At 70.7% G+C, this 24,740-nt stretch carries 27 protein-coding genes and 2 pseudogenes; 18 read left to right on the top strand and 11 right to left on the bottom strand.

Annotation, left to right across the window (positions count from 1 at the left end; all coding sequences use genetic code 11):
* Positions 1-171 precede the first annotated feature (171 nt).
* A complete protein-coding gene (locus tag ACFVV1_RS15780; RefSeq protein ID WP_389989767.1) occupies positions 172-1,188 on the top strand; it encodes an AEC family transporter in 1,017 nt (338 codons plus the stop codon).
* A 142-nt stretch (positions 1,189-1,330) separates the two neighbouring features.
* On the opposite strand, the gene ACFVV1_RS15775 is transcribed toward ACFVV1_RS15780, so the two are convergent.
* Positions 1,331-3,337, bottom strand: a complete 2,007-nt coding sequence (locus ACFVV1_RS15775) for a bifunctional glycosyltransferase 87/phosphatase PAP2 family protein (protein WP_389989916.1) — start codon at positions 3,335-3,337, stop codon at positions 1,331-1,333.
* Between the two features lie 203 nt (positions 3,338-3,540).
* On the opposite strand from ACFVV1_RS15775, the gene ACFVV1_RS15770 reads away from it, so the two are divergent.
* Both ACFVV1_RS15770 and ACFVV1_RS15765 read left to right on the top strand, forming a co-directional pair.
* Positions 3,541-3,798 (top strand): hypothetical protein, encoded by a 258-nt coding sequence (locus ACFVV1_RS15770; RefSeq protein WP_389989766.1) that lies wholly within the window; start codon positions 3,541-3,543, stop codon positions 3,796-3,798.
* Positions 3,799-3,851: 53 nt separating this feature from the next.
* Positions 3,852-4,328 carry a GNAT family N-acetyltransferase gene (locus ACFVV1_RS15765; protein ID WP_389989765.1) on the top strand — a complete coding sequence of 159 codons (477 nt, stop codon included), beginning with the start codon at positions 3,852-3,854 and terminating at the stop codon, positions 4,326-4,328.
* 88 nt (positions 4,329-4,416) lie between these two features.
* Here the strand turns inward: ACFVV1_RS15765 and ACFVV1_RS15760 are convergent, their stop codons facing one another.
* Positions 4,417-6,474 carry an MFS transporter gene (locus tag ACFVV1_RS15760; RefSeq protein ID WP_389989764.1) on the bottom strand — a complete coding sequence of 686 codons (2,058 nt, stop codon included), beginning with the start codon at positions 6,472-6,474 and terminating at the stop codon, positions 4,417-4,419.
* A 329-nt stretch (positions 6,475-6,803) separates the two neighbouring features.
* On the opposite strand from ACFVV1_RS15760, the gene ACFVV1_RS15755 reads away from it, so the two are divergent.
* On the top strand, positions 6,804-7,466 hold the full coding sequence (locus tag ACFVV1_RS15755) for an HAD-IA family hydrolase (protein WP_389989763.1): 663 nt from the start codon (positions 6,804-6,806) through the stop codon (positions 7,464-7,466).
* A 46-nt stretch (positions 7,467-7,512) separates the two neighbouring features.
* Here ACFVV1_RS15755 and ACFVV1_RS15750 read toward each other — a convergent pair whose 3' ends face one another.
* A complete protein-coding gene (locus tag ACFVV1_RS15750; protein WP_389989762.1) occupies positions 7,513-8,247 on the bottom strand; it encodes an ABC transporter permease in 735 nt (244 codons plus the stop codon).
* 267 nt (positions 8,248-8,514) lie between these two features.
* Between ACFVV1_RS15750 and ACFVV1_RS15745 the strand changes: the two genes are divergently transcribed.
* The 3 genes from ACFVV1_RS15745 to ACFVV1_RS15735 all read left to right on the top strand — a co-directional run bounded on the left by ACFVV1_RS15745 (position 8,515) and on the right by ACFVV1_RS15735 (position 11,292).
* Positions 8,515-9,159 (top strand): HNH endonuclease family protein, encoded by a 645-nt coding sequence (locus ACFVV1_RS15745; protein WP_389989761.1) that lies wholly within the window; start codon positions 8,515-8,517, stop codon positions 9,157-9,159.
* Positions 9,160-9,919: 760 nt separating this feature from the next.
* Positions 9,920-10,375, top strand: a complete 456-nt coding sequence (locus ACFVV1_RS15740; RefSeq protein ID WP_389989760.1) for a DoxX family protein — start codon at positions 9,920-9,922, stop codon at positions 10,373-10,375.
* A gap of 233 nt (positions 10,376-10,608) precedes the next feature.
* Positions 10,609-11,292, top strand: a complete 684-nt coding sequence (locus ACFVV1_RS15735; RefSeq protein WP_389989759.1) for a DedA family protein — start codon at positions 10,609-10,611, stop codon at positions 11,290-11,292.
* On the opposite strand, the gene ACFVV1_RS15730 is transcribed toward ACFVV1_RS15735, so the two are convergent.
* From ACFVV1_RS15730 to ACFVV1_RS15715, 4 genes are all read right to left on the bottom strand, one after another.
* Positions 11,279-11,503 (bottom strand): DUF2277 domain-containing protein, encoded by a 225-nt coding sequence (locus ACFVV1_RS15730; protein ID WP_384446434.1) that lies wholly within the window; start codon positions 11,501-11,503, stop codon positions 11,279-11,281. The genes ACFVV1_RS15735 and ACFVV1_RS15730 overlap by 14 nt on opposite strands.
* Before the next feature lie 126 nt (positions 11,504-11,629).
* Positions 11,630-12,976: a DUF1254 domain-containing protein gene (locus ACFVV1_RS15725; protein ID WP_389989758.1), complete on the bottom strand. Its 1,347-nt coding sequence runs from the start codon at positions 12,974-12,976 to the stop codon at positions 11,630-11,632.
* Positions 12,977-13,027: 51 nt separating this feature from the next.
* Entirely contained in the window at positions 13,028-13,462 is a 435-nt protein-coding gene (locus ACFVV1_RS15720) for a hypothetical protein (protein ID WP_389989757.1), read from the bottom strand.
* 118 nt (positions 13,463-13,580) lie between these two features.
* The gene (locus ACFVV1_RS15715; RefSeq protein WP_389989756.1) at positions 13,581-13,817 is read right to left on the bottom strand and encodes a hypothetical protein; all 237 of its coding nucleotides are present in this window, start codon (positions 13,815-13,817) and stop codon (positions 13,581-13,583) included.
* A 230-nt stretch (positions 13,818-14,047) separates the two neighbouring features.
* Between ACFVV1_RS15715 and ACFVV1_RS15710 the strand changes: the two genes are divergently transcribed.
* Both ACFVV1_RS15710 and ACFVV1_RS15705 read left to right on the top strand, forming a co-directional pair.
* Positions 14,048-14,122 carry a 50S ribosomal protein bL37 gene (locus ACFVV1_RS15710; protein WP_015034725.1) on the top strand — a complete coding sequence of 25 codons (75 nt, stop codon included), beginning with the start codon at positions 14,048-14,050 and terminating at the stop codon, positions 14,120-14,122.
* A 122-nt stretch (positions 14,123-14,244) separates the two neighbouring features.
* On the top strand, positions 14,245-15,093 hold the full coding sequence (locus ACFVV1_RS15705; RefSeq protein WP_389989755.1) for a response regulator: 849 nt from the start codon (positions 14,245-14,247) through the stop codon (positions 15,091-15,093).
* 93 nt (positions 15,094-15,186) lie between these two features.
* Here ACFVV1_RS15705 and ACFVV1_RS15700 read toward each other — a convergent pair.
* Positions 15,187-15,399, bottom strand: a pseudogene (locus ACFVV1_RS15700) (phosphatase PAP2 family protein); the annotation flags it as partial.
* Here ACFVV1_RS15700 and ACFVV1_RS15695 point away from each other — a divergent pair.
* The 3 genes from ACFVV1_RS15695 to ACFVV1_RS15685 all read left to right on the top strand — a co-directional run bounded on the left by ACFVV1_RS15695 (position 15,308) and on the right by ACFVV1_RS15685 (position 18,047).
* Entirely contained in the window at positions 15,308-15,619 is a 312-nt protein-coding gene (locus ACFVV1_RS15695) for a hypothetical protein (protein ID WP_389989925.1), read from the top strand. The pseudogene ACFVV1_RS15700 and the gene ACFVV1_RS15695 sit on opposite strands and share 92 nt — an antisense overlap.
* A 946-nt stretch (positions 15,620-16,565) precedes the next feature.
* The gene (locus ACFVV1_RS15690; RefSeq protein WP_389989754.1) at positions 16,566-17,516 is read left to right on the top strand and encodes an N-acetylmuramoyl-L-alanine amidase; all 951 of its coding nucleotides are present in this window, start codon (positions 16,566-16,568) and stop codon (positions 17,514-17,516) included.
* A 255-nt stretch (positions 17,517-17,771) separates the two neighbouring features.
* Positions 17,772-18,047 carry a hypothetical protein gene (locus ACFVV1_RS15685; protein ID WP_389989753.1) on the top strand — a complete coding sequence of 92 codons (276 nt, stop codon included), beginning with the start codon at positions 17,772-17,774 and terminating at the stop codon, positions 18,045-18,047.
* Between the two features lie 236 nt (positions 18,048-18,283).
* Here the strand turns inward: ACFVV1_RS15685 and ACFVV1_RS15680 are convergent, their stop codons facing one another.
* Entirely contained in the window at positions 18,284-19,003 is a 720-nt protein-coding gene (locus tag ACFVV1_RS15680; RefSeq protein ID WP_389989752.1) for a DinB family protein, read from the bottom strand.
* A 170-nt stretch (positions 19,004-19,173) separates the two neighbouring features.
* Between ACFVV1_RS15680 and ACFVV1_RS15675 the strand changes: the two genes are divergently transcribed.
* Complete coding sequence (locus ACFVV1_RS15675) at positions 19,174-19,368, top strand: hypothetical protein (protein ID WP_389989751.1); 195 nt, start codon at positions 19,174-19,176, stop codon at positions 19,366-19,368.
* A gap of 120 nt (positions 19,369-19,488) precedes the next feature.
* Positions 19,489-21,666: an FG-GAP repeat domain-containing protein gene (locus ACFVV1_RS15670; RefSeq protein ID WP_389989750.1), complete on the top strand. Its 2,178-nt coding sequence runs from the start codon at positions 19,489-19,491 to the stop codon at positions 21,664-21,666.
* A 245-nt stretch (positions 21,667-21,911) separates the two neighbouring features.
* On the opposite strand, the pseudogene ACFVV1_RS15665 reads toward ACFVV1_RS15670, so the two are convergent.
* Positions 21,912-22,055 (bottom strand): annotated as a pseudogene (locus ACFVV1_RS15665) (cold-shock protein); the annotation flags it as partial.
* Between the two features lie 391 nt (positions 22,056-22,446).
* On the opposite strand from ACFVV1_RS15665, the gene ACFVV1_RS15660 reads away from it, so the two are divergent.
* The 3 genes from ACFVV1_RS15660 to ACFVV1_RS15650 all read left to right on the top strand — a co-directional run bounded on the left by ACFVV1_RS15660 (position 22,447) and on the right by ACFVV1_RS15650 (position 24,097).
* Positions 22,447-22,587, top strand: a complete 141-nt coding sequence (locus ACFVV1_RS15660; RefSeq protein ID WP_389989749.1) for a hypothetical protein — start codon at positions 22,447-22,449, stop codon at positions 22,585-22,587.
* 320 nt (positions 22,588-22,907) lie between these two features.
* Positions 22,908-23,738: a hypothetical protein gene (locus ACFVV1_RS15655; protein WP_389989748.1), complete on the top strand. Its 831-nt coding sequence runs from the start codon at positions 22,908-22,910 to the stop codon at positions 23,736-23,738.
* Positions 23,735-24,097: a transcriptional regulator gene (locus ACFVV1_RS15650; protein ID WP_389989747.1), complete on the top strand. Its 363-nt coding sequence runs from the start codon at positions 23,735-23,737 to the stop codon at positions 24,095-24,097. Before ACFVV1_RS15655 ends, ACFVV1_RS15650 begins: the two co-directional genes overlap by 4 nt.
* A gap of 8 nt (positions 24,098-24,105) precedes the next feature.
* Here ACFVV1_RS15650 and ACFVV1_RS15645 read toward each other — a convergent pair whose 3' ends face one another.
* A complete protein-coding gene (locus ACFVV1_RS15645; protein WP_389989746.1) occupies positions 24,106-24,444 on the bottom strand; it encodes a hypothetical protein in 339 nt (112 codons plus the stop codon).
* A gap of 28 nt (positions 24,445-24,472) precedes the next feature.
* On the opposite strand from ACFVV1_RS15645, the gene ACFVV1_RS15640 reads away from it, so the two are divergent.
* The gene (locus tag ACFVV1_RS15640) at positions 24,473-24,727 is read left to right on the top strand and encodes a hypothetical protein (protein ID WP_389989745.1); all 255 of its coding nucleotides are present in this window, start codon (positions 24,473-24,475) and stop codon (positions 24,725-24,727) included.
* Positions 24,728-24,740 lie beyond the last annotated feature (13 nt).

Below are 24,740 nucleotides of genomic sequence, written 5' to 3'. Positions count from 1 at the left end.
TTGGGGGGGGTTGTTTTTTTTTATTACCCCCCGGGGGGGGTGGGCGGGGGGGGGGCGGGGGGGCCCCCCCCCCCACGCCCCGGCCTCCGCCGTCCGTACCGGCACACACCCCGCACCCCGTCCGAGCCCCCGGTCGGGGAAGCGCACAACAGCGCGAGGATCATGGCGGGCATGCACGCCCTGCTCTCCGCCTTCACCCCCATCTGGATGCTCACCGCGATCGGCTACGCGGTCGGTCGCAGCGGTCTCCTCGGGGAGCAGGCGGAGGCCGTGCTCGGCCGGTTCGTCTTCCATGTGGCCATGCCCGCCGCCCTGTTCACCATGGTCTCCGGGGCGCGTCTCGATGCCTTCGCCAATTCCTCGATGGTGGCCTTCGCGGCAGGCACCGCGCTGGTCTGCGGTCTCGGCTTCGTGGCCTCGGGCCGGCTGTTCGGCCGGGGCACGGCCGACCGGGCGATCGGCAGTATGGCGTCCGGCTACGTCAACTCCGCCAACCTCGGCATTCCGGTGGCGGTCCAGGTGCTCGGCGACGCGTCGTTCGTCGCTCAGATCATCCTGTTCCAGGTGCTGTTGGTCTCCCCGGTGATCCTGACGCTGCTGGACACGGAATCGGGCGCGGCGTCGGGGTCGGGGGCGGTCTCCGGAAAGGGCTTGGTGTTCCGGCGGATGCTGACCATGCCGGTGCGCAACCCCGTCATCATGGCCTCGCTGCTGGGTGTCGTCGTCTCCGCGCTCGGACTGCGACTGCCGCACGCCCTCGCCCACTCCTGTGACGTTCTCGGCGCCGCAGCCGTGCCGACGGCCCTGATCACGCTGGGTCTGTCCTTGAACGTCCGCCCGGCGACCGGTGTTCCGACGATGCAGCGCGCGGAGGGCGGTGAGCGCGCGGAGCCCGACGGGGCGGGGGTGCGTACGAAACGTGCGGAGGTCGTTGTGGCCGTCGCGCTCAAGACGCTGGTCCAGCCCCTGATCGCCTTCGTCGTCGGCGGTCCGCTGCTGAGTCTGCCGGACCATCAGCTGCTGGCCGTCGTGCTCTGCTCCGCGCTGCCGACCGCTCAGAACGCTTTCATCTACGCCCAGCAGTACGGCCTGGACACCCGCCTGGCCCGCAACTCCGTGGTGGCCTCGACGGTGGTGTCCATGGCGACACTGTCCCTCGCCACCTGGTCCCTGGGGACGTCCTCCTGAGCCGTTCGGCCCCACTGAGCCGTTCGAGTGGCGGACCCGGGCCGATGGGCGGATGCTGGTCGGGCGGCGATCCATACCGAAGGGGTGACGGAACGGCGGTTTCGTCCCGGCACCCCTTCGGCGCCTGCGGGCTTCGTGCGTCCTACAGGCCCTGATGCTGTTTGCTGCCCACCGCTTCGCCGGTCGGTCTCGGCACCGGCACGGGCACGGGCACGGGCACCGAAACGGCCAGGTCGTCCTGCGGTTTCGCCGCCGCCGGCACGGCCGGCAATCGCAGTCTCCGAGGCCCCGACAGTACGTGGGTCAACCCGAAGCCGAGCGCGACGACAGCCGCACCACCCACCGCGTCCAGCACCCAGTGATTGGCCGTGGCGACGATCGCGGAGACCGTGAACAGCGGGTGCAGCAGCCCCAGCGCCTTCATCCACAGCTTCGGGGCCAGCATGACGATGACCACACCGCACCAGAGCGACCAGCCGAAATGCAGCGAAGGCATGGCCGCGTACTGATTGGTCATCGCGGTCAGCGTTCCGTAGTCCGGCTTCGCGAAGTCCTGGACGCCATGGACCGTGTCGATGAAACCGAGCCCCGGCATCAACCGCGGCGGGGCCAGCGGGTAGAGCCAGAAGCCGACCAGCGCGAGAAGCGTGGCGAAGCCGATGGAGCTGCGGACCCAGCGGTAGTCGGCGGGGCGTCGTACGTACAGCACACCGAGGATCGCCAGCGGCACGATGAAGTGGAACGTCGAGTAGTAGTAGTCGAAGAAGTCCTTCAGCCAGGCGACCTTGACGACCGCGTGGTTGACCCAGTGCTCGATGTCGATGTGCAGCCACTGTTCGAGGGAGTGGATCTGACGGCCGTGGTGTTCGGCGGTGGCGCGGCCCGCCGTCGCCGCGAGCCTGACATGCGCGTACGCGGAGTACACGACCCTGATCAGGAGCAGTTCCAGCAGCAGGTTGGGCCGGCTGAGCACCCGCCGCCAGAACGGCAGCAGGGGAACGCGGCTCCAGCGGGCCGGAACCGGGACCGCGTAGTCGGTCGGGATCGGCCGCTGCCAGTACGGCGAGGTGCGCGGCAGGAACGGTGCCGCGCAGGCCGCGCCGAGTGCCGCGATCAGCAGCACGTTGTCGCGCAGGGGGAAGACCGCCGCGATGTTCGGCAGCAGCATCTTCCCCGGCAGCGTGATCACGAGCACCACGACCGCCGGCCACACCAGCCGGTCGGAGGCCCCCTTGCCGACCCGGCCGGCCACGGCGAGCAGCACCCACAGCAGTTGGTGCTGCCAGGCGGTCGGCGAGACGGCGACGGCGACGCAGCCGGTCACGGCGACGGCGAGCAGCAACTGCCCGTCGCGGGCGTACCGTACGGCGCGGCGCAGCCCGAGATAGCAGACGGCGGCCGCCAGCACCGCGAACAGCACGATTTCGAGCGGGCCCGCCAGACCGAACCGGAGCAGCGCGCCGTGCAGGGACTGGTTGGCCAGGCTGTCCGGATTGTCACCGAGCCCGGCGCCCGCGACATGGTGCACCCAGTAGGTCCACGAGTCGCTCGGCATCGCGGCCCAGGCCAGCGCGGTACAGGCGGCGAACGCGGTGCCGCCGGTCACCGCGGCCCGCCGGCGGCCGGTGAGCCAGAGCAGAACCGCGAAGAGCAGCACGGTCGGCTGCAGCGCGGCCGCGATCCCGATCAGGAGGCCCGAGGCGCGTTCCCCGCGGACCGCGAAACAGGCCAGCAGCACCAGCAGGACCGGCAGGATGCTGGTCTGCCCCAGGTGGAACGCGTTACGGACCGGCAGGGACAGCATCAGCAGGCTGATCGCGACCGGGGCGGCCAGCAGTGAGGTGCGGCGGGTGACCGGGCCCGGCAGCGCGCGGGCGGCGACGATGCCCAGTGCGGCGACGAGCAGCAGCGACCCGAAGGTCCAGGCGACGCCCAGGCTCTGTTCCGCCATCCGGGTCAGTGGCTTCAGCACGAGCCCGGCGAACGGGGTGCCGGTGAACCGGTCGCTGTCGTACAGCGAGCCCGTCACATGCAGAACACCGTTCTCACCGATCCAGGTCTCCAGATCGGTAAGCCGTTCCCCCGGCGGCTGCCGCAGCACCACCGCCATCTGCCGTACGGCCAGTGCGGCCACAACCAGCCAGAGCACGGCTCGGGCAGCCCCGGTCCTCGCCCCCGTCGCCGCGTCTCCGCGCACACTGTGCTCCGCATTCGCCACGCTGCGCCGACCCTCCCGCCGTTCCTGTGCCCGTCCCTCGACCTGGGCGTGCTGTGAAACCTTCGCATTGCGCTATGGGGTAGACACAATCAACCCCCTCTTCGCCTGACTGTCATCCTCCTTTTCTCGAAAGAATGACCGAAAGCCCGCTCGTACCGGGCCGGTCCGGGCCGGTCCGGGCCGGTCCGGGCCGCGGTCCGGGCCGGTCCGGCCCACACGCCCGGCCGGGACCGGAACCGGAACCGGATCGGTGGTGGGACGGCCGTACCGAGCAGATCGTCATGCGGCTCACGGTCCACGGGGACGCCCCCGAAGGCGCCGGCGCCGTGTTCCTGGCGGCTGCGGTGGTGCTGGTGTGGTGCTGCGGATCCGACGGCACCGGCCGGTGGTGACCGCACACTGATGTGTGCGCTCCTCCGATCATGCTCAAGTCAGAATGACCGGCATGACCTGGACCGTGACCCCCGAACCCTTCGACTCCCCCGATGCGGCGCTGCTGCGTCGGGACTACTACGCCGAGGTCGCCGGCCGCTACTGGGGGCGGCCCGCGACCGCCGAGGAGATCGACGAGGGGCTCACCGGCGACGACGCCGACCGGCTCGTTCCGCCCTCCGGCCAGTTCGTCGTCGGCCGGTTCGAGGGGAAACCGGCGGCCTGCGCCGGGCTGCTGGTGGTGGACGCGGACATCGCGGAACTGACCCGGGTGTTCGTACGCCCCGAATACCGCGGTACGGGCGGCGGCGGGCTGCTCCTGACAGCCGTCGAGACCGCGGCGCGCGCCTTCGGCGTACGCACGGTCAGGCTCGACACCCGCAATGACCTCGTCGAGGCACGGGGGCTGTACGCCAAGCACGGTTATCGGGAGGTCCCGGCGTTCCACCGGCGGCAGTACGCGGAGCACTGGTTCGCCAAGGAGCTCTAGGTGTACTGCTCCGGGAGCACTGGAAATCCGCGGCAGCTCCAGAACCCCAGGAAACCCCAGCAGCCCCGGGCGCCGTCCACCGATCGGCTCACGCGGGGCCGGCCGCGTGGTCCCGCTTCGGCTCGGGGCAGTGGGGCCGTTCCTTGGTCGACCCGCTCGTCTCGGCGGTCAGCTCCGCCACGAGGCGGACCAGGTCGGTCGGCCGTTCCGGACCCCACCAGTCGCCCAGCAGCTCCGCCATCGAATCCTCACGGGCCTTCGCCAGCTTCACCACGGCTTCCTCACCGGTCTCGGTGAGCACCAGCTGTATCCCCTCGCGCCGGACCAGTCCGCGCTCCTCCAGCTGACGCGCCGCCTCGCTGATCACCCGCAGCGGAACCGGGGTGACGTCGGCGAGCATGGCCGGTTCCACCGTGCCGTGCCGCCTGATGCGCAGCAGCATCCAGCTCGCCGCGGGCAGCAGGTCGTACCCCGCCCTCTTGGTGATCTTCACGTAGACCTTGCGGCGGCCCTCTCGGGTGGCGAGCACCGAGAGTGCCCGGGCGCATTCGTCGTACGAGGACCGCTCGACCGGGTTCGTCGCCAGGGTCTCGGTGGGCTCCGGGGCGGTCACCGAGCCGCGCAGCTTGTCCTCCTTGAGGAACCAGGCGAAGGCGAAGGCGACCACCACGACGGGGGCCGCGTACAGGAACACGTCGGTGATCGAGGTCGAGAATGCGTGGAGCACCAACGGCCGTAGCACGGGCGGCAGTTTGCCGATGGCGCGTGGGTCCGCGGCCAGCCCCTCGGCGCCGGCCCCGGGAGGCAGGGTGCGGCCGGCCAGCACCGCGGTCAGCTTGTCGATGAGCCGGTTGGTGAAGATCGTGCCGAAGACGGCGACACCGAACGAGGCGCCGATGGAGCGGAAGAAGGTGGCTCCGGAGGTGGCGACGCCGAGATCCTCGTACGTGACGGCGTTCTGCACGACCAGCACCAGGACCTGCATCACCAGACCGAGCCCGGCCCCGAAGACGAAGAAGTAGACGCTCATCTCCAGGGTGCTGCTGGTCTCCGTGAGCCGGTGCAGGAGCTGCAGTCCGATCGCGGTGATACCGGTGCCCGCGATCGGGAAGACCTTCCAGCGGCCGGTGCGGCTGACGATCTGCCCGGACACGGTCGAGGTGAGGAGCAGACCGGCCACCATCGGGAGCATGTGCACACCGGACATCGTCGGCGTGATGCCGTGCACCACTTGCAGGAAGGTCGGCAGATAGGTCATCGCGCCGAACATCGCGAAACCGACCACGAAGCTGATGACGGCGACGAGGCTGAAGGTCCTGATCCGGAACAGCTTCAACGGAATGACGGGCTCCGCGGCGCGGCGCTCCACCTGCACGAAGGCGATCAGCAGCAGCACGCTCAGCACGGCGAGACCGATGATCTGCGCCGAGCCCCAGGCCCAGGTGGTGCCGCCGAGCGAGGCGGCGAGGACGAGGCAGGTGGCGACGGAGGCGATGAGGAAGGTGCCGAGGTAGTCGATGGTGTGCTTCGTACGGTGGACCGGGATGTGCAGGACGGCGGCGATCACGAGGAGCGCGACGACGCCGACCGGCAGGTTGATGTAGAAGACCCAGCGCCAGCTGAGGTGTTGGGTGAAGAAGCCGCCGAGGAGCGGTCCGAGGACGCTCGTCGCACCGAAGACCGCACCGAACAGGCCCTGGTACTTGCCTCGTTCGCGCGGCGCGACGATATCGCCGACGATCGCCATCGAGAGCACGATGAGGCCGCCGCCGCCGAGGCCCTGAAGAGCGCGGAAGCCGATGAGCTGCGGCATGTTCTGGGCAACGCCGCAGAGCGCCGAGCCGATGAGGAAGATGACGATGGCGGTCTGGAAGAGCTTCTTGCGCCCGTACTGGTCGCCGAGCTTGCCCCAGAGCGGGGTCGCGGCGGTCGACGCCAGCAGGTAGGCCGTGACCACCCAGGAGAGGTGTTCCAGACCGCCGAGGTCGCTGACGATGGTCGGCAGCGCGGTGGAGACGATGGTCTGGTCGAGTGCGGCCAGAAGCATGCCGAGGAGCAGCGCACCGATGGCCACCATGACCGACCGCGTGGAGCGGTCCTCACCGGGGGCGAGGGCCGGGGCCGGGGGGCTCGGATGCTGGGCCATGGAACATCTCCTCGGGTCCGCTACATCCCCATCCTGGCCGTTCCGCACGGTTATGGCCTGCCGAACGGGCCCGGCGGGTACCGGCCCGGGATCCCGGGGGCTGCGGCGACCTGCGGGGACACCCGGCCCGACGACCGCGACCTACCCGGATTGGCTTTCCCGGACAGGTTTTTGTATCGTGATGGAACAAAGTAGCCTCCGCCCGCCACCCCCTGACCGGCGGGCGAGGCTGCTTGTTTCTCTTTCCTGCGACATATCCCCCTTCGCTCGACTTCCCTCGAGCTCTTCCCCTTTTCTGTGCCTCTCTCCCCCCGCTCTGGAGCCCGCCCATGCCGGCCACCGTCCTCGCAGCTCGCGCCCTCCTTCTGGACATGGATGGCACCCTCGTGAACTCCGACGCCGTCGTGGAGCGCTGCTGGCGGCGCTGGGCGCTGCGGGAGGGGCTGGACCCGGAGGCCGCGCTCAAGGTGGTTCACGGGCGGCAGGGGTACGCCACGATGGCGGTGCTCCTCCCGGACCGTCCGATGGAGCAGAACTACGCGGACAACCGGGTGATGCTCGCCGAGGAGACCGCCGACACCGACGGCGTCGTGCCGGTCGCCGGTGCGCCCGCTTTCATGGACGCGATCGCGGCGCTCCCGCACGCCCTGGTCACCTCGGCCGACGCCGCGCTGGCCCGGACCCGGATGACCGCGTCCGGGCTGCGGATGCCCGCCACCCGCGTCACCGCCGAGAACGTCGGCGCCAGCAAGCCGGACCCCGAGGGCTTCCTCAAGGGAGCCGCCGAGCTGGGCTTCGCCCCGGCGGACTGCGTCGTCTTCGAGGACTCGGAGGCGGGGATCACGGCCGGCCGGGCGGCGGGCATGCGCGTCGTGGGTGTCGGCCCGCGGGCCGCAGCGCTCTCCCCCGACGCGCACGTCGAGGACCTGACGCAACTCCGGGTGGAAGCGGCGGCCGACGGTTCGATCCGGCTGCACATCAGCGCGCGATAGCCCCCCTTCGGTGGCCCCGGCCTCGGCGCGGCCGGCCCCGCGGGCCTCAGTCCCGGTGCAGCCGCCCCCGTGCCACCAGTTCGAGCATGACGGCGACGGCCACCGCCTGTACGGCCATCAGCGCCACCAGTACGAACAGCTGCACGGCCCCCGCCTGCACCGGTGAGGCGCCGCCGAGCAGCATGCCCACGAAGGCGCCCGGCAGGGCGACGAGTCCCACCGTCCGTGTCTGATCGAGCCCCGGCAACAGCGCGTCCGCCGCCGCGGGCCGGGCGATCTCCAGCCTCGCGTCACGGTCGAGCAGCCCGAGCGCCATACCCGCCTCCACCTCCCCCCGCCGGGTCGTCAACTCGTCCAGCGCCCGCCGCCCACCGAGCACGGTCGCGGTCAGCGCACCGCCGATGAGGATGCCCGCCACCGGGATCAGCGCGATGCCCCGGACCTGGACGAGTCCGGTGAGCAGCAGCAGGACGATCACCGGCACGACCCCCGCCCCGATCGGCACGGCCGCCCACCACCAGGTGCGATTACGGGTGATCCGGCGGCCCGCGGTCCGCACCGCGACGGCGTACATCAGCGCCACGAACCCGAGCAGCGGCGGCAGCGAACGGACCACCCAGCCGATGAGCAGGGAGACCGCGGCGAGCTGGACCGCGGCCCGCAGCCCGGCCAGCAGGATCTCGCGCGACCGTCCGAGCGAGGCCAGCGCGGCGACGGCCGCCGCCGCCGCGAGCAGCACGGCGAGGACAACCCCGAGCGTGATGTCGACCGGAAGCAGCACGCCGTAACTCTACGGCCGACCCGACCCGGACCACGGGCACGAACCGACCCGGCCCACAGCCGGATTGTCGTCGCGTCAGCACATCCGCCCGCGCAGATGCGGACGTACGCCCCCATGCTCCAGCCCTGTCGGTCAGAACCCTTGATGTGACGTGCCCATGTCGCCACTCTGTTACCTGGCGCCCACCCCGCGGAAACCTGGCGCCGTCACGATGGCCGGGCCCCACAGGTCACCCGTCCAAGGTCCCCCCACTTCCAGGGAGTTCACATGTCAGGTGTCTACGCGCGTCGCATCGCTGTCGTCGTCGCATCCGCCGCCCTCGCCGCAACCACCGGACTGCTCACCGCCCCCACCGCCCAGGCAGCCATGCCCACCCCGGTGTCGGCATCGACCGCCCGTACCTATCTGAGCGAGCTGACCGTCTCCGCGGAGGGCTCGTCGACCGGCTACAGCCGCGACAAGTTCCCGCACTGGATCACCCAGTCGGGCACCTGCAACACCCGCGAGGTCGTCCTCAAGCGCGACGGTACGAATGTGCAGCAGGACTCCAGCTGCGCGGCCGTCAGCGGCAGTTGGTACTCGGAGTACGACGGCGCCACCTGGACCGCCGCCTCCGATGTGGACATCGACCACATGGTCCCGCTCGCCGAGGCCTGGCGATCGGGCGCCAGCAACTGGACCACCACCCAACGACAGGCGTACGCAAACGACTTGACGCGTCCTCAGCTCATTGCGGTCACGGACAATGTCAACCAGTCCAAGGGTGACAAGGACCCGGCCGCCTGGCTGCCCCCGCGCACCGCGTACCGCTGCACGTACGTGCGCGCCTGGGTGCACGTGAAGCACTACTACAACCTCGCGGTCGACTCGGCCGAGAAGAGCGCCCTGCAGTCCGTCCTCAACGGCTGCTGAACCCCGCCCTCAACGGCTGCTGAACCCACCATCTCCTCCCCCGTCGCCCCACACCGTACGGAGCCGTGCACGCCGCACGGCTCCGTACGCGCGCCCCGGAAGGGCGCGAGGACGGCGCCGGCGGGGAGCCACCGGCGCGTTTTCGGCCGAGTACGGCCACTGATGATGAAGACCCGCGCGGCCCGCGAGCCCGAGGAGCAGCGGCGGTCGGGGCTTGGCGCCGGTGAGGCGCACGGGGTGCGCGGGGAGGCCCTCACCCGGCCCCGGGCCGTACGATCCCTCCCCTGACCGGCGTTCCTCCGCCGCGGCTCCCGTCGCCGTTCACCCCCAGCCCGGAGCGGAGGCACGCGGCACCGCGTCGCGGGAGGGCGGCGAATCCGCCCGCATCCTTCAGCTGACCTGCGCCCCCTGCGCACCCGTTCACGAGGCCGCCCCCGGGTTCACGAGGCAGCCTCCGGGTTCACGAGGCAGCCTCCGGAAACACTCGGGGCCGGCTTCCGCCGCGACACCCAGCCCATGACACCCAGCCCATGACACCCACCTGGCATGGCCGGAAAGCTGCGCTGCCATTGGTTCAGGCCACAGCGGCGAAGGAAGGTGCGCAGTTGGAGGCGGTGCCGAGCCGAACCCTGACCGACGAACACAGGGCGATTTCCAGCCAGTCGACAGAATGTTGAACTTGCAAGCATTGGTGAGGTTTCCCTAACCTTGGGCGCTCAATCGGTTCACGTCCCCACCAGACCGAAGGAGCCCTCCCCCCATGCACGCACGTTTGAATCAGGCTCAGCCCTATGTCCTCGCCCTGTTCCGGATCGTCGTGGGCCTGCTCTTCGCCTGCCACGGCGCCGCCTCGCTCTTCGGCGTCCTCGGCGGCGCGATGGGCGGCGGCTCGATACCCGCCGGCACCTGGCCCGGCTGGTACGCGGCGGTCATCCAGCTCGTCGGCGGCAGCCTGGTGGTGCTCGGTCTGGGCACCCGTCTCGCCGCCCTCGTCTCCTCCGGCTCCATGGCGTACGCGTACTTCAAGGTCCACCAGCCCGAGGCGCTCTTCCCGCTGCAGAACGGCGGCGAGCCCTCGGCCGTCTTCTGCTGGGCGTTCCTTCTGCTGGTCTTCACCGGCCCCGGCGCACCGGCCCTGGACCGGCTGTTCAGCCGGGGCGGCGCGGAGCGCGCCGGGGACCGCGCACGCGAGCAGGCACCGGCCGTGACGGTCTGACGGCCGCAATGGCCTGACCCGCACAGGACCGGCCCGTCCGCCCGCGGGCCGGTCCGCACACCGCCTACACCCGGAACCCGGGCTTCCCATTTGCGGGCGTACGTGAGCTTCCCAACATCATCCGTATTTATAGATCAACGGAAGAGCGTCAGGCGTACGCTGTACAGCTGGCCCTGCCGCTCCTGCCGCTCCCCTGCGACGTCGCGGCGTTGTTCCGGATCGGGGAGTAGTAGGTGCTTGAGAGTATGGGTGCGCTGACCGGCAGCCCATGGATCTATGCCGTGGTCGCCCTCTCGGTGCTCCTGGACGTCTTTCTGCCCGTGCTGCCCAGCGGAGTCCTGGTGATCGCGGCTGCCACGGGAGTCGCCGCCGGTTCGACGACGGTCGCGGGCACCGCTTCCGCGACGAACGCCGCCGAGCAGGTGTCCCAGGCGCCCTCGCTCCTCGCGCTGATCCTGTGCGCCGCCACCGCCTCGGTCCTCGGCGATCTCGTCGCGTACCGGCTGGCCTGGCGCGGCGGCGAACGGCTGGACCGGGCCATCGCCCGCTCCCGCCGCCTCACCTCGGCACAGGAACACCTCGGCACCGCCCTCGCCCGGGGCGGCGGCATCCTCGTCATCATTGCCCGCTTCGCCCCGGCCGGCCGCTCGGTCGTCTCCCTGGGCGCGGGCGCCGCGCATCGCAAGGTGAAGGAATTCCTGCCCTGGTCGGCGCTGGCGGGCGTGGCCTGGGCCGGTTACAGCGTGGGCCTCGGCTACTTCGGCGGCCAGTGGCTCGGCGCTACCTGGCTGGGCACGGCCGTCTCGGTCCTCGCCCTGTTCGTGGCGGGCGCCCTCGCCGCGTACGTCATGCGCCGCCCGGCAGCCGAGGCGGCTGCCCGGACGGCGACGCCCGCGACGGCCACTACGGCGTCCTGACCGCACCCCGTATCTCCAGGCCGTCGAGCAGTCTGGCGGTCGCCTCGGCGATCTCGTCGACCGCCCGGTCGAACACTTCCTGATTGTGCGCGGCCGGGGCACGGAAGCCGGACACCTTGCGTACGAACTGCAGGGCGGCGGCCCGGATCTCCTCCTCGGTGGCCTCTTCGGGGAGGGCGGGCGGTCGAAGGGTCTTGATGCTGCGGCACATGACTCCAGTGTGACCCGCCCCACTGACAACGGCCGGTGAGGCACTTCAGCCCGCCGGGCACCACTAGCACCGCACCACGTCAGCCCTTCACGCAAATCACCCGGCCCCTCACCTCACCCCTCAGCCTCACCCGGTCCGTTCGACGGCGGGGATCTCGTACGTACCGTCGAGGATCTCCTGCCCCGGTACGTAGAGCCTGAGCACCATCCGGAACTCCCCGCCGGGCGAGGGCAGCCAGTTCGCCGCCGCGGCCGGGCCGGCCGGGCGCTCCCTCCCGATGTGAAGCGTCAGCGACCCGTCCTCGTCGTACACGAGACCCGGGGTGCGATCACCGATCGAGGACCGCTCGGCCGGGTTCCCGGCGAGGCGGTGGCCCTGCGTGCCGTACGCGGCCATGGACCAGAACGCCCCTACCGGCGGCTGCCGCTCGAAGCGCAGTACGTAGGAGTGGGCGCCGTTCAGCCGCTCACCGTCGGCGTCGCGGAACGCGCGGGCATACACCGCCTCGTAGCCGTGACTCCCCCACAGCGCGTTCCGTGCCGCCACCGCCCTGGTCAGGTAGGAGGCCTCCCGGTCCGCGATCCGCCACTGCGGGGAGTCGATGGTCCCGACGCCGTGCCGGTCGAGGTTGTAGTCGAAGAGATGCGGGTCCATCTCCCAGCCCCCGTCCGCCACCGGGAACCGACTCGCCTCCGCCACCCGCGCCCGGCCCCGTACCAGGCCCTCGGTCAGTGCGTGTACGAGTCCGGGGTCGGCGGACACGTACGGCGACGGCCCCTCCTCCAGCAGCCCCAGCGGCTGGAACCGGTCCTGATACGCCTGGTCGGCCGCGGACGGCGGGAAGTCGGCCATCCACACCCTGAGCTGCTCGAAGAAGCGCAGCGACTCCGGTACGTCCGGGTCGGGCGCGGGCAGGCCCGTGCGATGGGTCCCGGGTTCGACGTGCGTGAGGGCGAGCCCTGCCTGAAGCGTACGGACCCGCTCCCTGTCGTCCGGACTGTCGCAGGCGTCGCGTCCGATGACGGTGACGACGGAGGTCGGCGCGTCGATCACCCCGCGCACCCCGTCCGGCACACTGCCCGCCCAGCCGGGCGGTACGACGAGCCAGTCCCCGGCCTCCGTACCGGTGGCACGGCGGCCGACGTACGCGAAGTTGTTGGTCCAGGCGTCCACGAACTGCAGCACGTGGTACGCACCGTCCGCGTCCGGGACATGGAGGAGAACCGGCCCGCCGGAGAGGTCGAGATGGGCGAGGGAGAGGACCGTGTCGCCATCACAGACCGCCGCGAAGTGCGCGTCGGGGGCCACCGGCTGACCGGCATGCGCGAAGTGGTTGAAGGGAGTGGGCGGCAACGAGCCGAAACCCGTCTGCATGAAGTCCTCGACCGTCGACAGGTCGTGGACCAGCGGACAGCCGTAGACGTACGCCTCGGCGGCAAGAGCGACGAGTTCTTCCGCGTTCTCCTCAGGCACCGCAACCCTCTCCCTCTCCTCCACGGCCCGCTCCCGCACGCACCCACTTCCTCAGATGACCGCCTTCGCGGTCGCCGTGCACAGCGCCCAGATCACGAACGCGTCGATGGCGATGGAGACGATCGCCCAGACCGGCTGGTAGGGCAGCCAGATGAAGTTGACGATCAGGCTGACGGAGGCGAGCACCACACCCGTGGCACGAGCCCAGACGGCGCCCTTGAGAATGCCCCAGCCGACACATCCGAGCACGATGCCGAGGACGAGGTGGATCCATCCCCATGTGGCCACATCGAACTTGAACGTGTAGTTCCTGACGTGCGCGTAGACGTCGTCGGTGGCGATACCGGTGATGCCCTTGATCACTCCGAGGACGCCGTCGACGAGAAGCAGCACGCCGGCAAACATGACTCCACCGGCTGCCCAGGGGTTCATTTCCCCCTGATCGACGGTACGGGCCGGGCCTGGCGTGGGCGCTGAGTGTGCCATGGAAACTCCTGGGCCGGAGCGGGACTGCAGGACAGAACCGACCCTGCGTGGCACCTTCCCGGGCGACCACCCGGACGCGCCCGAACGGGTGACGCGCCGAGAGGCGCCGCCGGCCGGGCTACGGTGCCGGGAACCGCGACACCTTCGCGACCCGGCACGTGAGCTCGCCCGGGAACTTCCCCAGCCCCTGGGCCTTTTCCAGGGACTTCTGCCCGGCGTCCAGGTCGGACGCCGACGCGAGCCCTTCGGCGTGGCGCGTACCGTCCCCGTCCACGAACTCCACGGAGACGATGTAGGAGGCCCGTGCACCGGAATGATCGATGATCTCCACCTCCGCCGCGGGCCACCGAGTCACCGCGTCCAGTTCACAACCGGTGATCCTCACACGACCCACGCCGCCTGCGATACGTACAGCTGCTCGCGGTGATCAACGCCTGGCCTCCCCCGGACGATCCGGCACCGGCCCTCGCCTGGTTCGCCGAGGCGTTGCGCGCCCGGGCGGCCCGGCACCTCTGATGCGGCGGCACCGGGTCGAACCTAGACTGACCAAGGCCCGAAAAGTCCCGAATAAGGGAGATATCCACCATGGCTAAACGAGGAAACAAGCGCCGCGCCCGCAAGAAGAAGAACGCCAATCACGGCAAGCGCCCCAACGCCTGAGCCGACCGATCACCGAGTCCGCGGCGGCCGCGCGTCCGCCGCGGCCGAGGATGCGGTGCATGCCGATGGCCGCGCGGAAGTGATTCCGTAAGGGTGACTTTCGGCAGTACCCGGATACCCCCGTGCTGCGTACCGTCGGCCGGGTGGACAGAGCGGTGATCAGCGGTGCGGTCCGGCGGGCCGCCGGCCCGGGAGGTCTTCTGACCGTCGCCGCAGCGGTGTGTGTCGGGTTGAGTGCCGTCAGCATGTGGTGGGCCCTGCCCGCGGCCACGGCGGCCTTTTTCGCCGGCCGGGAGCCGGGCAGGACCGGGCCCACGGTTCTCGTGCTCGTGGCTGTGGTCGCGGGCGGGGTGGTGGCGGTGGCCCTGGTGCCGTCCTGGCTGCTCATGGCGGGGCGGTTCGTCGAGCTGGTCCGCCGCCACCGTCCGGCCGTCGCCGTGCTCGACATCCGGATGCCGGGGATGAACGGCATCGAGGCGGCGGCCGAGATCCGGCGCACCGTGCCGGAGACCGGGGTCGTGATGCTGACGACCTTCGGTGAGGACGACTACATCCTCCAGGCCCTCGGGGGCGGCGCCGCAGGCTTCCTGATCAAGTCGGGCGAGCCCGAAGAACTCATCGCGGGTGTCCGCGCGGTGGCCGACGGCGCCGCCTATCTGTCACCGAAGGTCGCGGCGCGGGTCGTCGCCCATCTCTCGGCGACGGGCGCGGGCGCTCTGGCCGGCCGCCGTACCGCCGCCCGGGAACGGGTCCGCGGGCTGACCGCCCGGGAACGCGACGTACTGGCCCTCCTCGGCAGCGGGCTGTCCAACGGGCAGATCGCCCGGCGGCTCCATGTGGTGGAAGGGACGGTCAAGGCGCATGTGAGTTCCATCCTGGCCCGACTGGGCGTGGACAACCGTGCCGCCGCGGCGGTCGTCGCCCACGAGGCCGGGATCGTCGCGCCTGCGCAGCCGCCGCCCGATCGCTGACACCGCCGTGCGGGCGAGCGGCAGGAAGGCGAACAGTACGGCCGCGACCACCGAGCCCCCGAGGACCGCACCGGCCAGTACGTCGTGCGGGTAGTGCACCCCGACCAGGACCCGCAGCATCGCGGCAGCCCCGGCCAGGGGCAGGGTGACGGCGGCGAGCCGGGGCCGCAGCACGGCCAGGCCCACCGCGAGACCGGCGGCCAGGGTCGCGTGGTTGCTCGGGAAGGACCAGTCGCCGGGTGGCGGGCATTCCGCGACCGCTTCCGCGGCACTGTGCAGGACCCGGCAGGGCCGTTCCTCGTCCACCACCAGCTTCACCACCTCGCTGACGGCGTACGCCACCACGGTGCCGACGCCGGTGAGCACGGTACCGGCGGACAGCCGGGTGTCCCCGCGCCGTACGCCACTCCACCAGACCCACACCAGCAGCATCCCGAGAGCCACCAGGGTGCCCTCGGTGGCCGCCTCCAGCAGCGGCCCTGCCCAGGAGGGGCCGTCGGCCACCGCCCCGGTCAGCGAGTGGTAGGCGGACGCGGAGGCACCCCCTGTCACCTCCACGGCTTCCTCCCTGCCCAATCCGCCGGGCGCGAGCCCCACGACAGCGGCCGCCCCGGCTCCCAGGGCGCCACAGGCGAGCAGCGGCCGCCCGTTCCGGGTCCTGTTTCTTCCGGGTCCGGTTCCGGTTTCTCGTCTCGTGGGAAGCGAACCTAGAAGCGGGGGAAGCCGGGGACCCGGGCCGAACGGCAGGTGTCTACCCTGACGATCGTCGGGGGTGACCTGTCCCCGCGGGAGCGGGTGGGGCCGGGCCCCACTGCCCGTCAGGACCGGTGAACCAGCGCCGAACCACGCTGTGCGCGGGCGCGGGCGTACATGCGTCCGGGGACGAAAAGCCGTTCCGCGTCGGGACTGCCGCCCGCACCTCGGACCCCGGAAGCCGCTGCATCTCATGCAGGACGCGTGACGGTTGACCTCGTCGATGTTCCGCTCGACGTACCACCACGCCGGTGCCGTCGGGTACGGGTGTCCGTCGCATCGGCATCACCATCCGGGGGACGATGTGATCGGTGTCCGTGAGATCGTCGACGCAACTTGGTACGGAACCGCGGACTTGTGCCGATCACGCGATGCCTGCTGCCGAGCCGACGGTGTACCGGGCATTTCAGCGGCAGAACGGGGAGATCGGAGTGGCGTGCTCGTAACAGGCGGGACGTACACGTCGCCGGCCACGCGGTCGAGTCCGGCAATCGTGGAAGGGGTATGAAACTCCTGAGGGCCAGTCGCTTCTCCGGAACGGCTGACGTTCACGCGGGCATTGACGAACGGCACGAAGTACACGGTCACGGCAGCGGGTTCGACGTGGCGTGGTCCGTACTTCCGGGTGGAGAAGGTGAAGTCGATCGACGGGGTCGCCGACAAGTTTGAGGGCACGCCCCGGAACGTCGCGTACACCTCAGGGTGAAAGGAAGAACCACATGGCACAGCCCCTGACTGCCGCACAGGTCATATCCGCTTTGCGAGCGGAAGGCGTGCGCATCGTCGAAGTCGGTAACTGGCGTACGCACAACAGGAACTCGAAGGGGGCGTGGGGTCCGGTCCACGGGTCGATCGTGCACCACACGGTCACCAAGGGCACCGCCTCAACTGTCCGCATCGTCCGGGACGGCTACGCGGATCTGCCCGGTCCTCTGTGCCACGGAATGATCGCGAAGGACGGCCGGGTGCACATGGTCGGCTGGGGCCGCGCCAACCACGCCGGCGGCGGCGACCCGCGTGTGCTGGAGCAGGTCATCGCCGAGTCCTACGGCACTCGCCCGACCCCGCCCACGAAGGGCAACGCGAACGGAATCGACGGCAATGCGCGCTTCTACGGCTGGGAGTGCGAGAACCTCGGCGACGGCAAAGACCCCTGGCCCAAGGCGCAGTACCAGGCGATTGTCCGCGTCCAGGCCGCGCTGTGCCGGGCTCACGGCTGGTCGGCGAAGAGCGTGATCGGCCACCTGGAGTGGAGCGCGGACAAGGTCGACCCCCGCGGTTTCACGATGGTCCGGCTCCGGGCCGATGTGGCCGAGCGGCTGAAGCACCCCGCGAGCTGGGACCCCGGCTCCGACCAAGAGGAGGACCCCATGGCGGGGATCACCAAGAAGGACATCTTCGACGCCGTATGGAAGACGGACGCGATCGGCGGCCCCTCCGACGCGGCGGACCACGAGACGAATCCGACGTGGCAGCCGCAGAGCATCCTCAAGGACATGCAGGCCCGCATCCGGCGCATGGACAAGACCCTGGCCGCCCAGTCCGCCGCGATCACCGCACTCGCGGGCCAGGTCGGCACGGGTGCGGACACCGAGACCATCGTCGCCGCGGTCCAGGCCGCCATCAAGAACGCCGTGATCACCGTCGACATCCACTCGGAGGAGGCCTGACCACGACCCGCGCCACCCCGGCACCACGCACCCCCGGGCGGTGAGCAAGCCCCGCGGAGACCTCACCCAGCGGCCGTCCGACGCACCGCCGGACGGCCCCGGGCTGCCGGCCGGGCTCCGGAAGTTGCTGGACGCAAGGCCCGCCGGCCTTGCTCATACACTCCGCCTACAGACCAACTCCTCATGTTCTAGGATCACTTGCCGCCACAGCTCCAGTTCATACGCCTGGGGCCCCCTTTGTGAGGAGACTCAGATATGCCCGCTCCCGATGGCGCATACAGCGTTCAGTACGACGTGTGGGCCTCCGCGGAAGACGTGGAAATAAGCACCAAGATCGAGATTTCGTTCAGTTCATCCCCGTCCCAGATGCCACACGAGGACGCTGCGGCGCAGGCCGCCGCCGAAGCGTTCGTGGCAAGCATCGCCGCCGCCTACCCGTCAGTGCCGGTGCACGCGAGCCGCGTCTACGAGTGCCGCCTGCGCGGCGACACCTGGCCGGCGCCCACGCCCGAAGGCACAACCAGCGCCTGACCACGTCCCAAGCGACGCCCCCGGGTACCAGCACGGGGGCGTCCCCGTGCCTGGAGGCTCACTGCCCAGCGCCCTGTCCGCTTCCGCTGCCCTCACCACGCTGCGCGCCGAAGGCGTGACTGTTGCCAAGATGGGCAACCGGCGTACCCACAACCGCAACTCGAAAGGCGCGTGACCACCGGCTCCTGGCGTGTGGATCGGAAACGCCGTGGAACACCCTCGCGGCGTGCCCAGGCCTACCCGGGAGTGGTGGAGCGGGCCCGCCACAGGTCGCGAAGCAACGCGATCTCGGCCATGTGGTGGATGAATTCGAGGTTGGCCCCCGCAAGCACGGCGATGAATGGGTCGTCCGGGTCGGAGCCGTACGGGTACTGCGAGAAGCCGACCGTGTCGAGCTGCTCTTCGGTAACAGCTGCGACACTGTCGCGCCAGCCGTCGATCAGCGCCCAGAACCGCTCAAGTGCCAAGGCGGCGGAGGGGGTGAAGTCGACCAGCAGCTTCGGCTCCTGCCGCCGTTCACCGAAGGTCCACTCCCATCGGCCCGCCAGGCAGGAGTGCAAGTGCCCCAGTCGCCACGCGATGGTGGTGACCGGCACTTCGTCGGACTCCGGCTCACCGGTGTGGGCGAGGATCTGCTCGACCCGCTCGACGCTCACGCTCCAGTCATCGGCGATCTTGGCGACCGTCATGCCGCCGGCGGCCTGCCGGCCGACCTCGGCGTACTCGTTCGCCGGGATGTCCGGAGCGCCCTTGTCGAGCACCCACTCGCCCGGCCCGTACGCCCTGGGCGTCGCCGCCTCGCCCCGGCGCCGGACCGACCAGCAACCGGCCACCGGCTCCCACAGGTACTCCTCGTCACCGAGCCCCGTCAGCCGCACCTGGGCCATCTCCCTGGCCTGGTCGAATTGGCCGAGCAGCAAGCCCAAACGGTCGGTCCGCGCGCCCTCGGTCTCCATGCATGGCTCCCATCGCCGTCACGTCTCATATCTCACTGGGCTCAGACGGAAGTTAACGGCTCACCTCACGCGGCGCGACCGATTTCCTCGCCCACGAAGCGGTGCGGCACCACTCGCATCACCTCACTCGTTCAGGCCGTCCTCGGCGCGGGCTGACCGAGACCCTGCCGGTGCTGCGCGCCGCCCGGGAGGAGGCGGGCCGGGATCCCAAGGCGCTCCAGGTCTTCTCGTACGCCATCCACCCCTCGCGCGGCAAGCGCGACCACTACGCGGAGCCGGGCGTGGAGGAGGTGGTGGCGCAGCTGCCGTCGGGCGACGAGGGCGAGCTGCTGCGCGCGCTGGACGCGCCGGCCGAATTCCTCTGAGCAGGGGGAGGGAAACCCCTGCTCGGGCCGATCTTGGCTGATATAGGCTGCGCCCGACTTGCTCGAATCAGTTCGGCGAATCCGTGCCACCGGATACGCCCTGCCCGGGGGGGCATTCCCATGACTTCGCAGTCCCGCGCGGTGCTCGGCATCGCGCTCACTCCCGTCCTCGCCCTGGCGGCCGCGGCCCCGGCCGCCGCCCACACCACCGCCACGGCCGCGGGCGCGGCCACCGGCACCACCGCCACGGCCGCCGGCACTGCCTCGGCCGCCGTCGGGACGCCTGCGCCGGGCCCGTGGGGCACCCGCACCCTGCACGCCCCGAACCCCAACCCCGCCTCCGCCTCGGGCGGTCTGAACGCCCTGGAGTCGGCCGGGAACGGCGCCCTCGTCTCCCTCACCGGCGACGGGCTCTCCCGTTCCACCCGGATCCGGCCCGCCGGCAGCACTCGCTGGCTCGCCCCGCAGACCTGGCCGGACGCCGGCGGGTACAACACCGAGCTTGTCTCGCTCGGCGACGGCTCGGTGCGCCTGGTCTGGCGGGCCCAGCGCGCCGACGACCACAACAACTACTGGCTGAAGGTGGCCACCCTCACGCCCGGCGCGACCGCCTTCTCCGAGCCCGAGTACGTCGCCGCGGTCCCCCAGAAGGGCTACCACCACCTGGCGGCGGCCCCCGACGGCCGGCTGGTCGCCGTGTGGTCGGTCTCCGGCGTCGTGAAGGCCGCCGCGAAGACCGGCCCGCAAGCCGCGTGGACCGCTCCGGCCGACCTCAACGAGCAGCCGCCGTCCGGCAGCCGGGACATTTCCGGCATGGACCTGGCGGTCGCCAAGGACGGCACCGCCCTGCTGGTGTGGCAGTGGCAGGCAAGCAAGGCCGTCGTCGCCCTGGAGAAGGCCCCCGGCGCGTCCTCCTGGACCGCGGTCCAGGGCTTCCCGGTCCCGGGCGTGGACCTGGCGCGCCCGAAGGTGTTCGCCGATCCACAGGGCGGCTTCGACGTGTTCTACGACAACATCGCGCACCTCATGCACACGCGCCGGCCCGCGGGCGCCACGCAGTGGAGCACCCCGCGGTCCGCCGCCGACTATGGCAGCACGTACGGGATGACGGCGCCCGTCCACCTGCCCAACGGCGACCTCTTCGTCGCCGGCGGGCCCGGCTACTCGACCGGCCCCTGGTACGCGGTGCGCTCGGCGGCCACCGGCGTCTGGCAGCCGTACACGCAGCGCTTCTCCACGCACAAGAAGGTGCGCGCGGTCGGCGCGGCCGCCACCTCGGGCGGCACGGTCACGGTGACGTGGCGGGAGGGCTACTCGTACGAGGAGTACACGATGGCCGCCGTCTTCAAAGGCGGCACCTGGTCCGCCCCGCGGCGGCTGAGCGCGACGAGTGCCCAGTTCACCGGGGCGCCCCAGGTGGCCGCCGACGCGCTCGGCCGGCCCGTCGTGCTGTGGGACGAGTACAAGCGGACCGAGACGAACAGCACCGTCCTGGACGGCGTCCACCAGTCCACCACCACCAGCCGCGCGCTGCCCAAGTGGCGTGACTACACGGACGACGGCAAGGCTGACCTGTTCGGCCGGGACAGCACCGGGCTGAAGGTGTACGCGGGCGACGCGACGAAGTTGTCCGCGGGGCAGCGCGCGAGCAGCTGGCCGACGGGCACGCTCGTGCTGCCGTTCGGCGACCTCGACGGCGACCGCTGCAACGACGTGTTCGTCCGCTACCCGAAGGGCGAGGCCCGCGTCTACCCGACGATCTGCGGCGGGCTGCCCGACCAGCAGTCGTTCCACGTCAAGGTCTCCTCGGACTGGAGCGGGTACGACGCGGTCGTCTCGCCCGGCGACGTGACGGGCGACGGCCGGGCCGACCTGCTGACCCGGTCCGCCGCGACCGGGAAGCTGTACGTGTACGCGAACAACGGCGCGGGCGGCTTCAAGGCCCGCTCGCTCGCCGGGTCCGGCTTCGGCGGCTACAAGAGGCTGATCGCCGCCGGGGACCTCGGCGGCGACGGCAAGAACGATCTGCTGGCCCTCGACGCGTCGAACGAGCTGTGGCGGTTCAGCGGGACCGGCGCCGGCACCTTCACGCCCCGGTCGCTGGTCTTCAAGGACTGGGGCACCTCCTACAAGGACGTGGTCGGCGGGCTCGACCTGTCCGGGGACGGCCGGGCCGACCTGATCTCGCTCGACAAGGACGGCCGCGCCTGGCTGAACCGGGGCAACGGCCACGGCGGCTTCGACAACCGGTCGCAGGTCGGCAAGGCCACGAACTGGTCGGCCATCCGCATCTCCTGACGGCGCGGATCCGGGGGCCACTCGGGACCACGGGGGTCCCGGGGGCCGGCTTCGCGTCCGGTTCCGGTTCCGGCGGGTCCGCCCGGACCACCTCGCCCCGGAAGGGCAGGTGGACCGGCCGGGCCCGTTCCACGTACACCGCCACGGCCGCCGCGTCCACGGCGGCCGGGACCACCGCGGCGCCCATGGTTGACCGTGGTTCCCCGCCGAGTCTGGAACGGACGGGGCACGGGCACCTTCTTGCGAACCTGCTGCCCGGGCCACAGCGTGCGGAACCCTGCCATCCGGACGTTCGAGTAGTGCCCCCAGCACCCGCCGGGGGGCTCCGGGGAGTCGAGCACGCCCCACCCCTCCTCGTCGCGCCACTCGCGGACAGTCGCAGTCACCATGGGCGAAGCCTTAGGGGTGTTCTGGCATTGGTACGGGCGCAAGCAACGGAAACTCCCGGTCATCCGTTGCCCGATCGCCCGTCTTTGCAGCACCGGGATTGCAGCCGGCACGGACGATACCCCGAGCCGCGCTACCCCTGCTGCCGATTGATGGGGATCTCGTAGACGATCTCGCACAGAGCGGCGGGCACGACGATGTCCGGGGACCTGACCATCAGCGACAGGAGCTGATCAGCGTGTTCAACCGTATCCGTCGTGCCGTCTCACGCACCAGTGAGCGGCACCTCCCACGGGCCGGCACCGCCGCCCCTTAACACCCGCCCGACCGACGGTCGTTCACCTCGGACTCTGTAACTGGCCGACGCTGCTCATGGGGCAGTGTCGAGACCGCATGGACGTTCTCGTGGGCGAGGAGACCGCGCTCGTCCGCCCGTACGTGCTGGCCAGCGAGGAACGGGCGAAGCGGCGCCCGGCGGCTGTACCTCACGCCCCCTTCGCGCACACCTGGTTCGCACCGGCGGAGACCCTCTGATGCCTCCTCGTCAGCAGCCACGTGTGACGCACGTGAAAGCCGCCCCCTACCGGTCGAGCTGCCGAGGGTCGGGGTGGTTGCGATGGTCGCTGTACCCCGCTGCTGTACCGCCTGTCTCGTGGTGATCGCGGGACGTCCCAGCGGTTGGTTGCCGCCCTCTCCGACCGTGCATTGCCGTTCGGAGGAGGCGCTTTGGGTGGGACGGCGCGCCGCGTGCTCTTGACTGCCATGTACTTTGCATTGCAAAGTTAATGCTCGGCGGACGGTCATCCGGTGGTCCGCCTCTCAGCGTTGCCGAAGCGCGACCACAGGGGGAAATCATGGGAACACCCGCACCGAGCGGCGCGGAATCCGAACCGAGGGCGCACGCGGCCGGCCTGTTGGCAGCGACGGAAGGCCTGCGGGTCGGAACCCGCACGCAGCTGAACGGCTCATGGGTCCCCCTCCTCGGCTTCGGCCTCCTCGCGCTGGCGGCCGCGCCGGTCGCCAGGTACGCCTTCAACTTTGGAGCCCACGGGCGCAGCATCGGGTCCTATCCAGCCTTCGCCTACGCCGAACTGACCGGCCTGTGCGTCGTCCATGAGCCGGACACTCCCTGCTTGAAGGGCGAGTTCGACGGCGCCGTCCTGCGCTTCGCGGCCTGGGGCGTGTGGTTCGCGCTCCTCCCCCTGGCATGGTTCGTCTTCGCCCGTTGGTATCGCCTGCGTGGCGAGACCCGGGGCATCGTCCCCCGCCGCAGGGTGTGGATTCGCGCAACCGCGGCAACTACCGTGGCGATCGCGGCAGCACTGGTAATGCTGCTGTTCGGCAGGAACCAGCCATGGGAGGCCGCGCTGTTGGAGAACAGTTACGCCTCCCCGTGGTATCTGGTCGGCATCGGACTCCTGGCCCTCGGCATGGCCGAACGCAGCTGGATCGCCGCAGCGGCCGGCACCACTCACGCTCTGCTGCTCACTGGGTACCTGGGAGCCTCCTGGGGCACTGGGTGGCTCCCCTGGACGCACCCCGCCCACCCCGGCTGGACCGACGGACCGCAGGCCAAGGCTCTCCTGCTCGCCGCCGTCCTGCTCCTCGCCGGTCTGTCCGAGTGGACGACGGCCCACCGCCGAGCCGCGCCCGACGCCTCCGGTGCGCGTACGGTCATCTCGTGAGCACCGCTACGCCGGACGACCAGCAAGGACTGCATCCGACTCAGGCGCTGGACGATACCGTCCACCAGCGCGTGCGGCTCGGCATCCTCACCGTCGCCCACGAAGCCGACCGGGTCGAGTTCGGCTTCCTGAAGAAGCAACTGGCCGTCACCGACGGAAACCTCTCCCGGCACCTGAAGGTGCTTGAGGACTCGGGCCTGATCACTATGGAGAAGGGCTACGCCGGTCGGCGCCCCCGAACATGGATCACCCTCAGCCGCAAAGGCGCACAGGCCCTGGACACCGAACTTCGCGCCCTGCGTGCACTCGTTCTTCGCCTGGAAACTCCCCGCCCCGTGCCCGGCCCGCCCGACATGTGATCACCACTTCAGGAGCGAGGCGGGGCGAGTTGGGGGCCGACCTGCCAGATACCGACTTCGGTGTTGCTGGCGGTGGCCCCTGCCGGGATCCGCAGTTCCCCGTGGGTCCCCGACGGAACACCGCACGCCGGCTCCTGCACGACGGCACTCTCAAACCCGAAGACCGCCTCGCAGGACTGCTCCTTCTCCTCTGCGCACAAGGGCCATCGGCGATCCACCGGTTGGCCATTGAGGACGTCGAGGTCAGCGCTCAGGAAGTACGTCTCCACCTCGGCAGTGCACCCGTCCAGTTGCCCGAGCCCGTCGCCGGACCGGCCCGTGTGGTCGTCGCGAACCGCAAGGGCCACGCGACCATCGGCGCCTGGCCCCGTCCCCGTGGCTCTTCCCCGGCGGCCGGCCCAGACGCCCGATCAGCACCACACAGCTGACCCAGCGCCTGAACCAGCTCGGAATCCGACCAACCAGGCCCGCAGCACCGCACTCTTCCAGCGCGCCACCGAGATCCCCGCCGCAATCCTCGCCCGCACCCTCGGCATCCGCACCGACGTCGCCGTCGCCTGGCAACGTCTCTCCGTCGGCGACTGGGCCGACTACGCCGCCGAAGTCGGCTGCCGAACCAAAGGATCTTGATCACAGCGAGCAT

The sequence above is a fragment of the Streptomyces sp. NPDC058092 genome (assembly GCF_042884935.1).
GTDB lineage: Bacteria > Actinomycetota > Actinomycetes > Streptomycetales > Streptomycetaceae > Streptomyces.
This window is presented reverse-complemented; position numbering and strand designations above follow the sequence as displayed.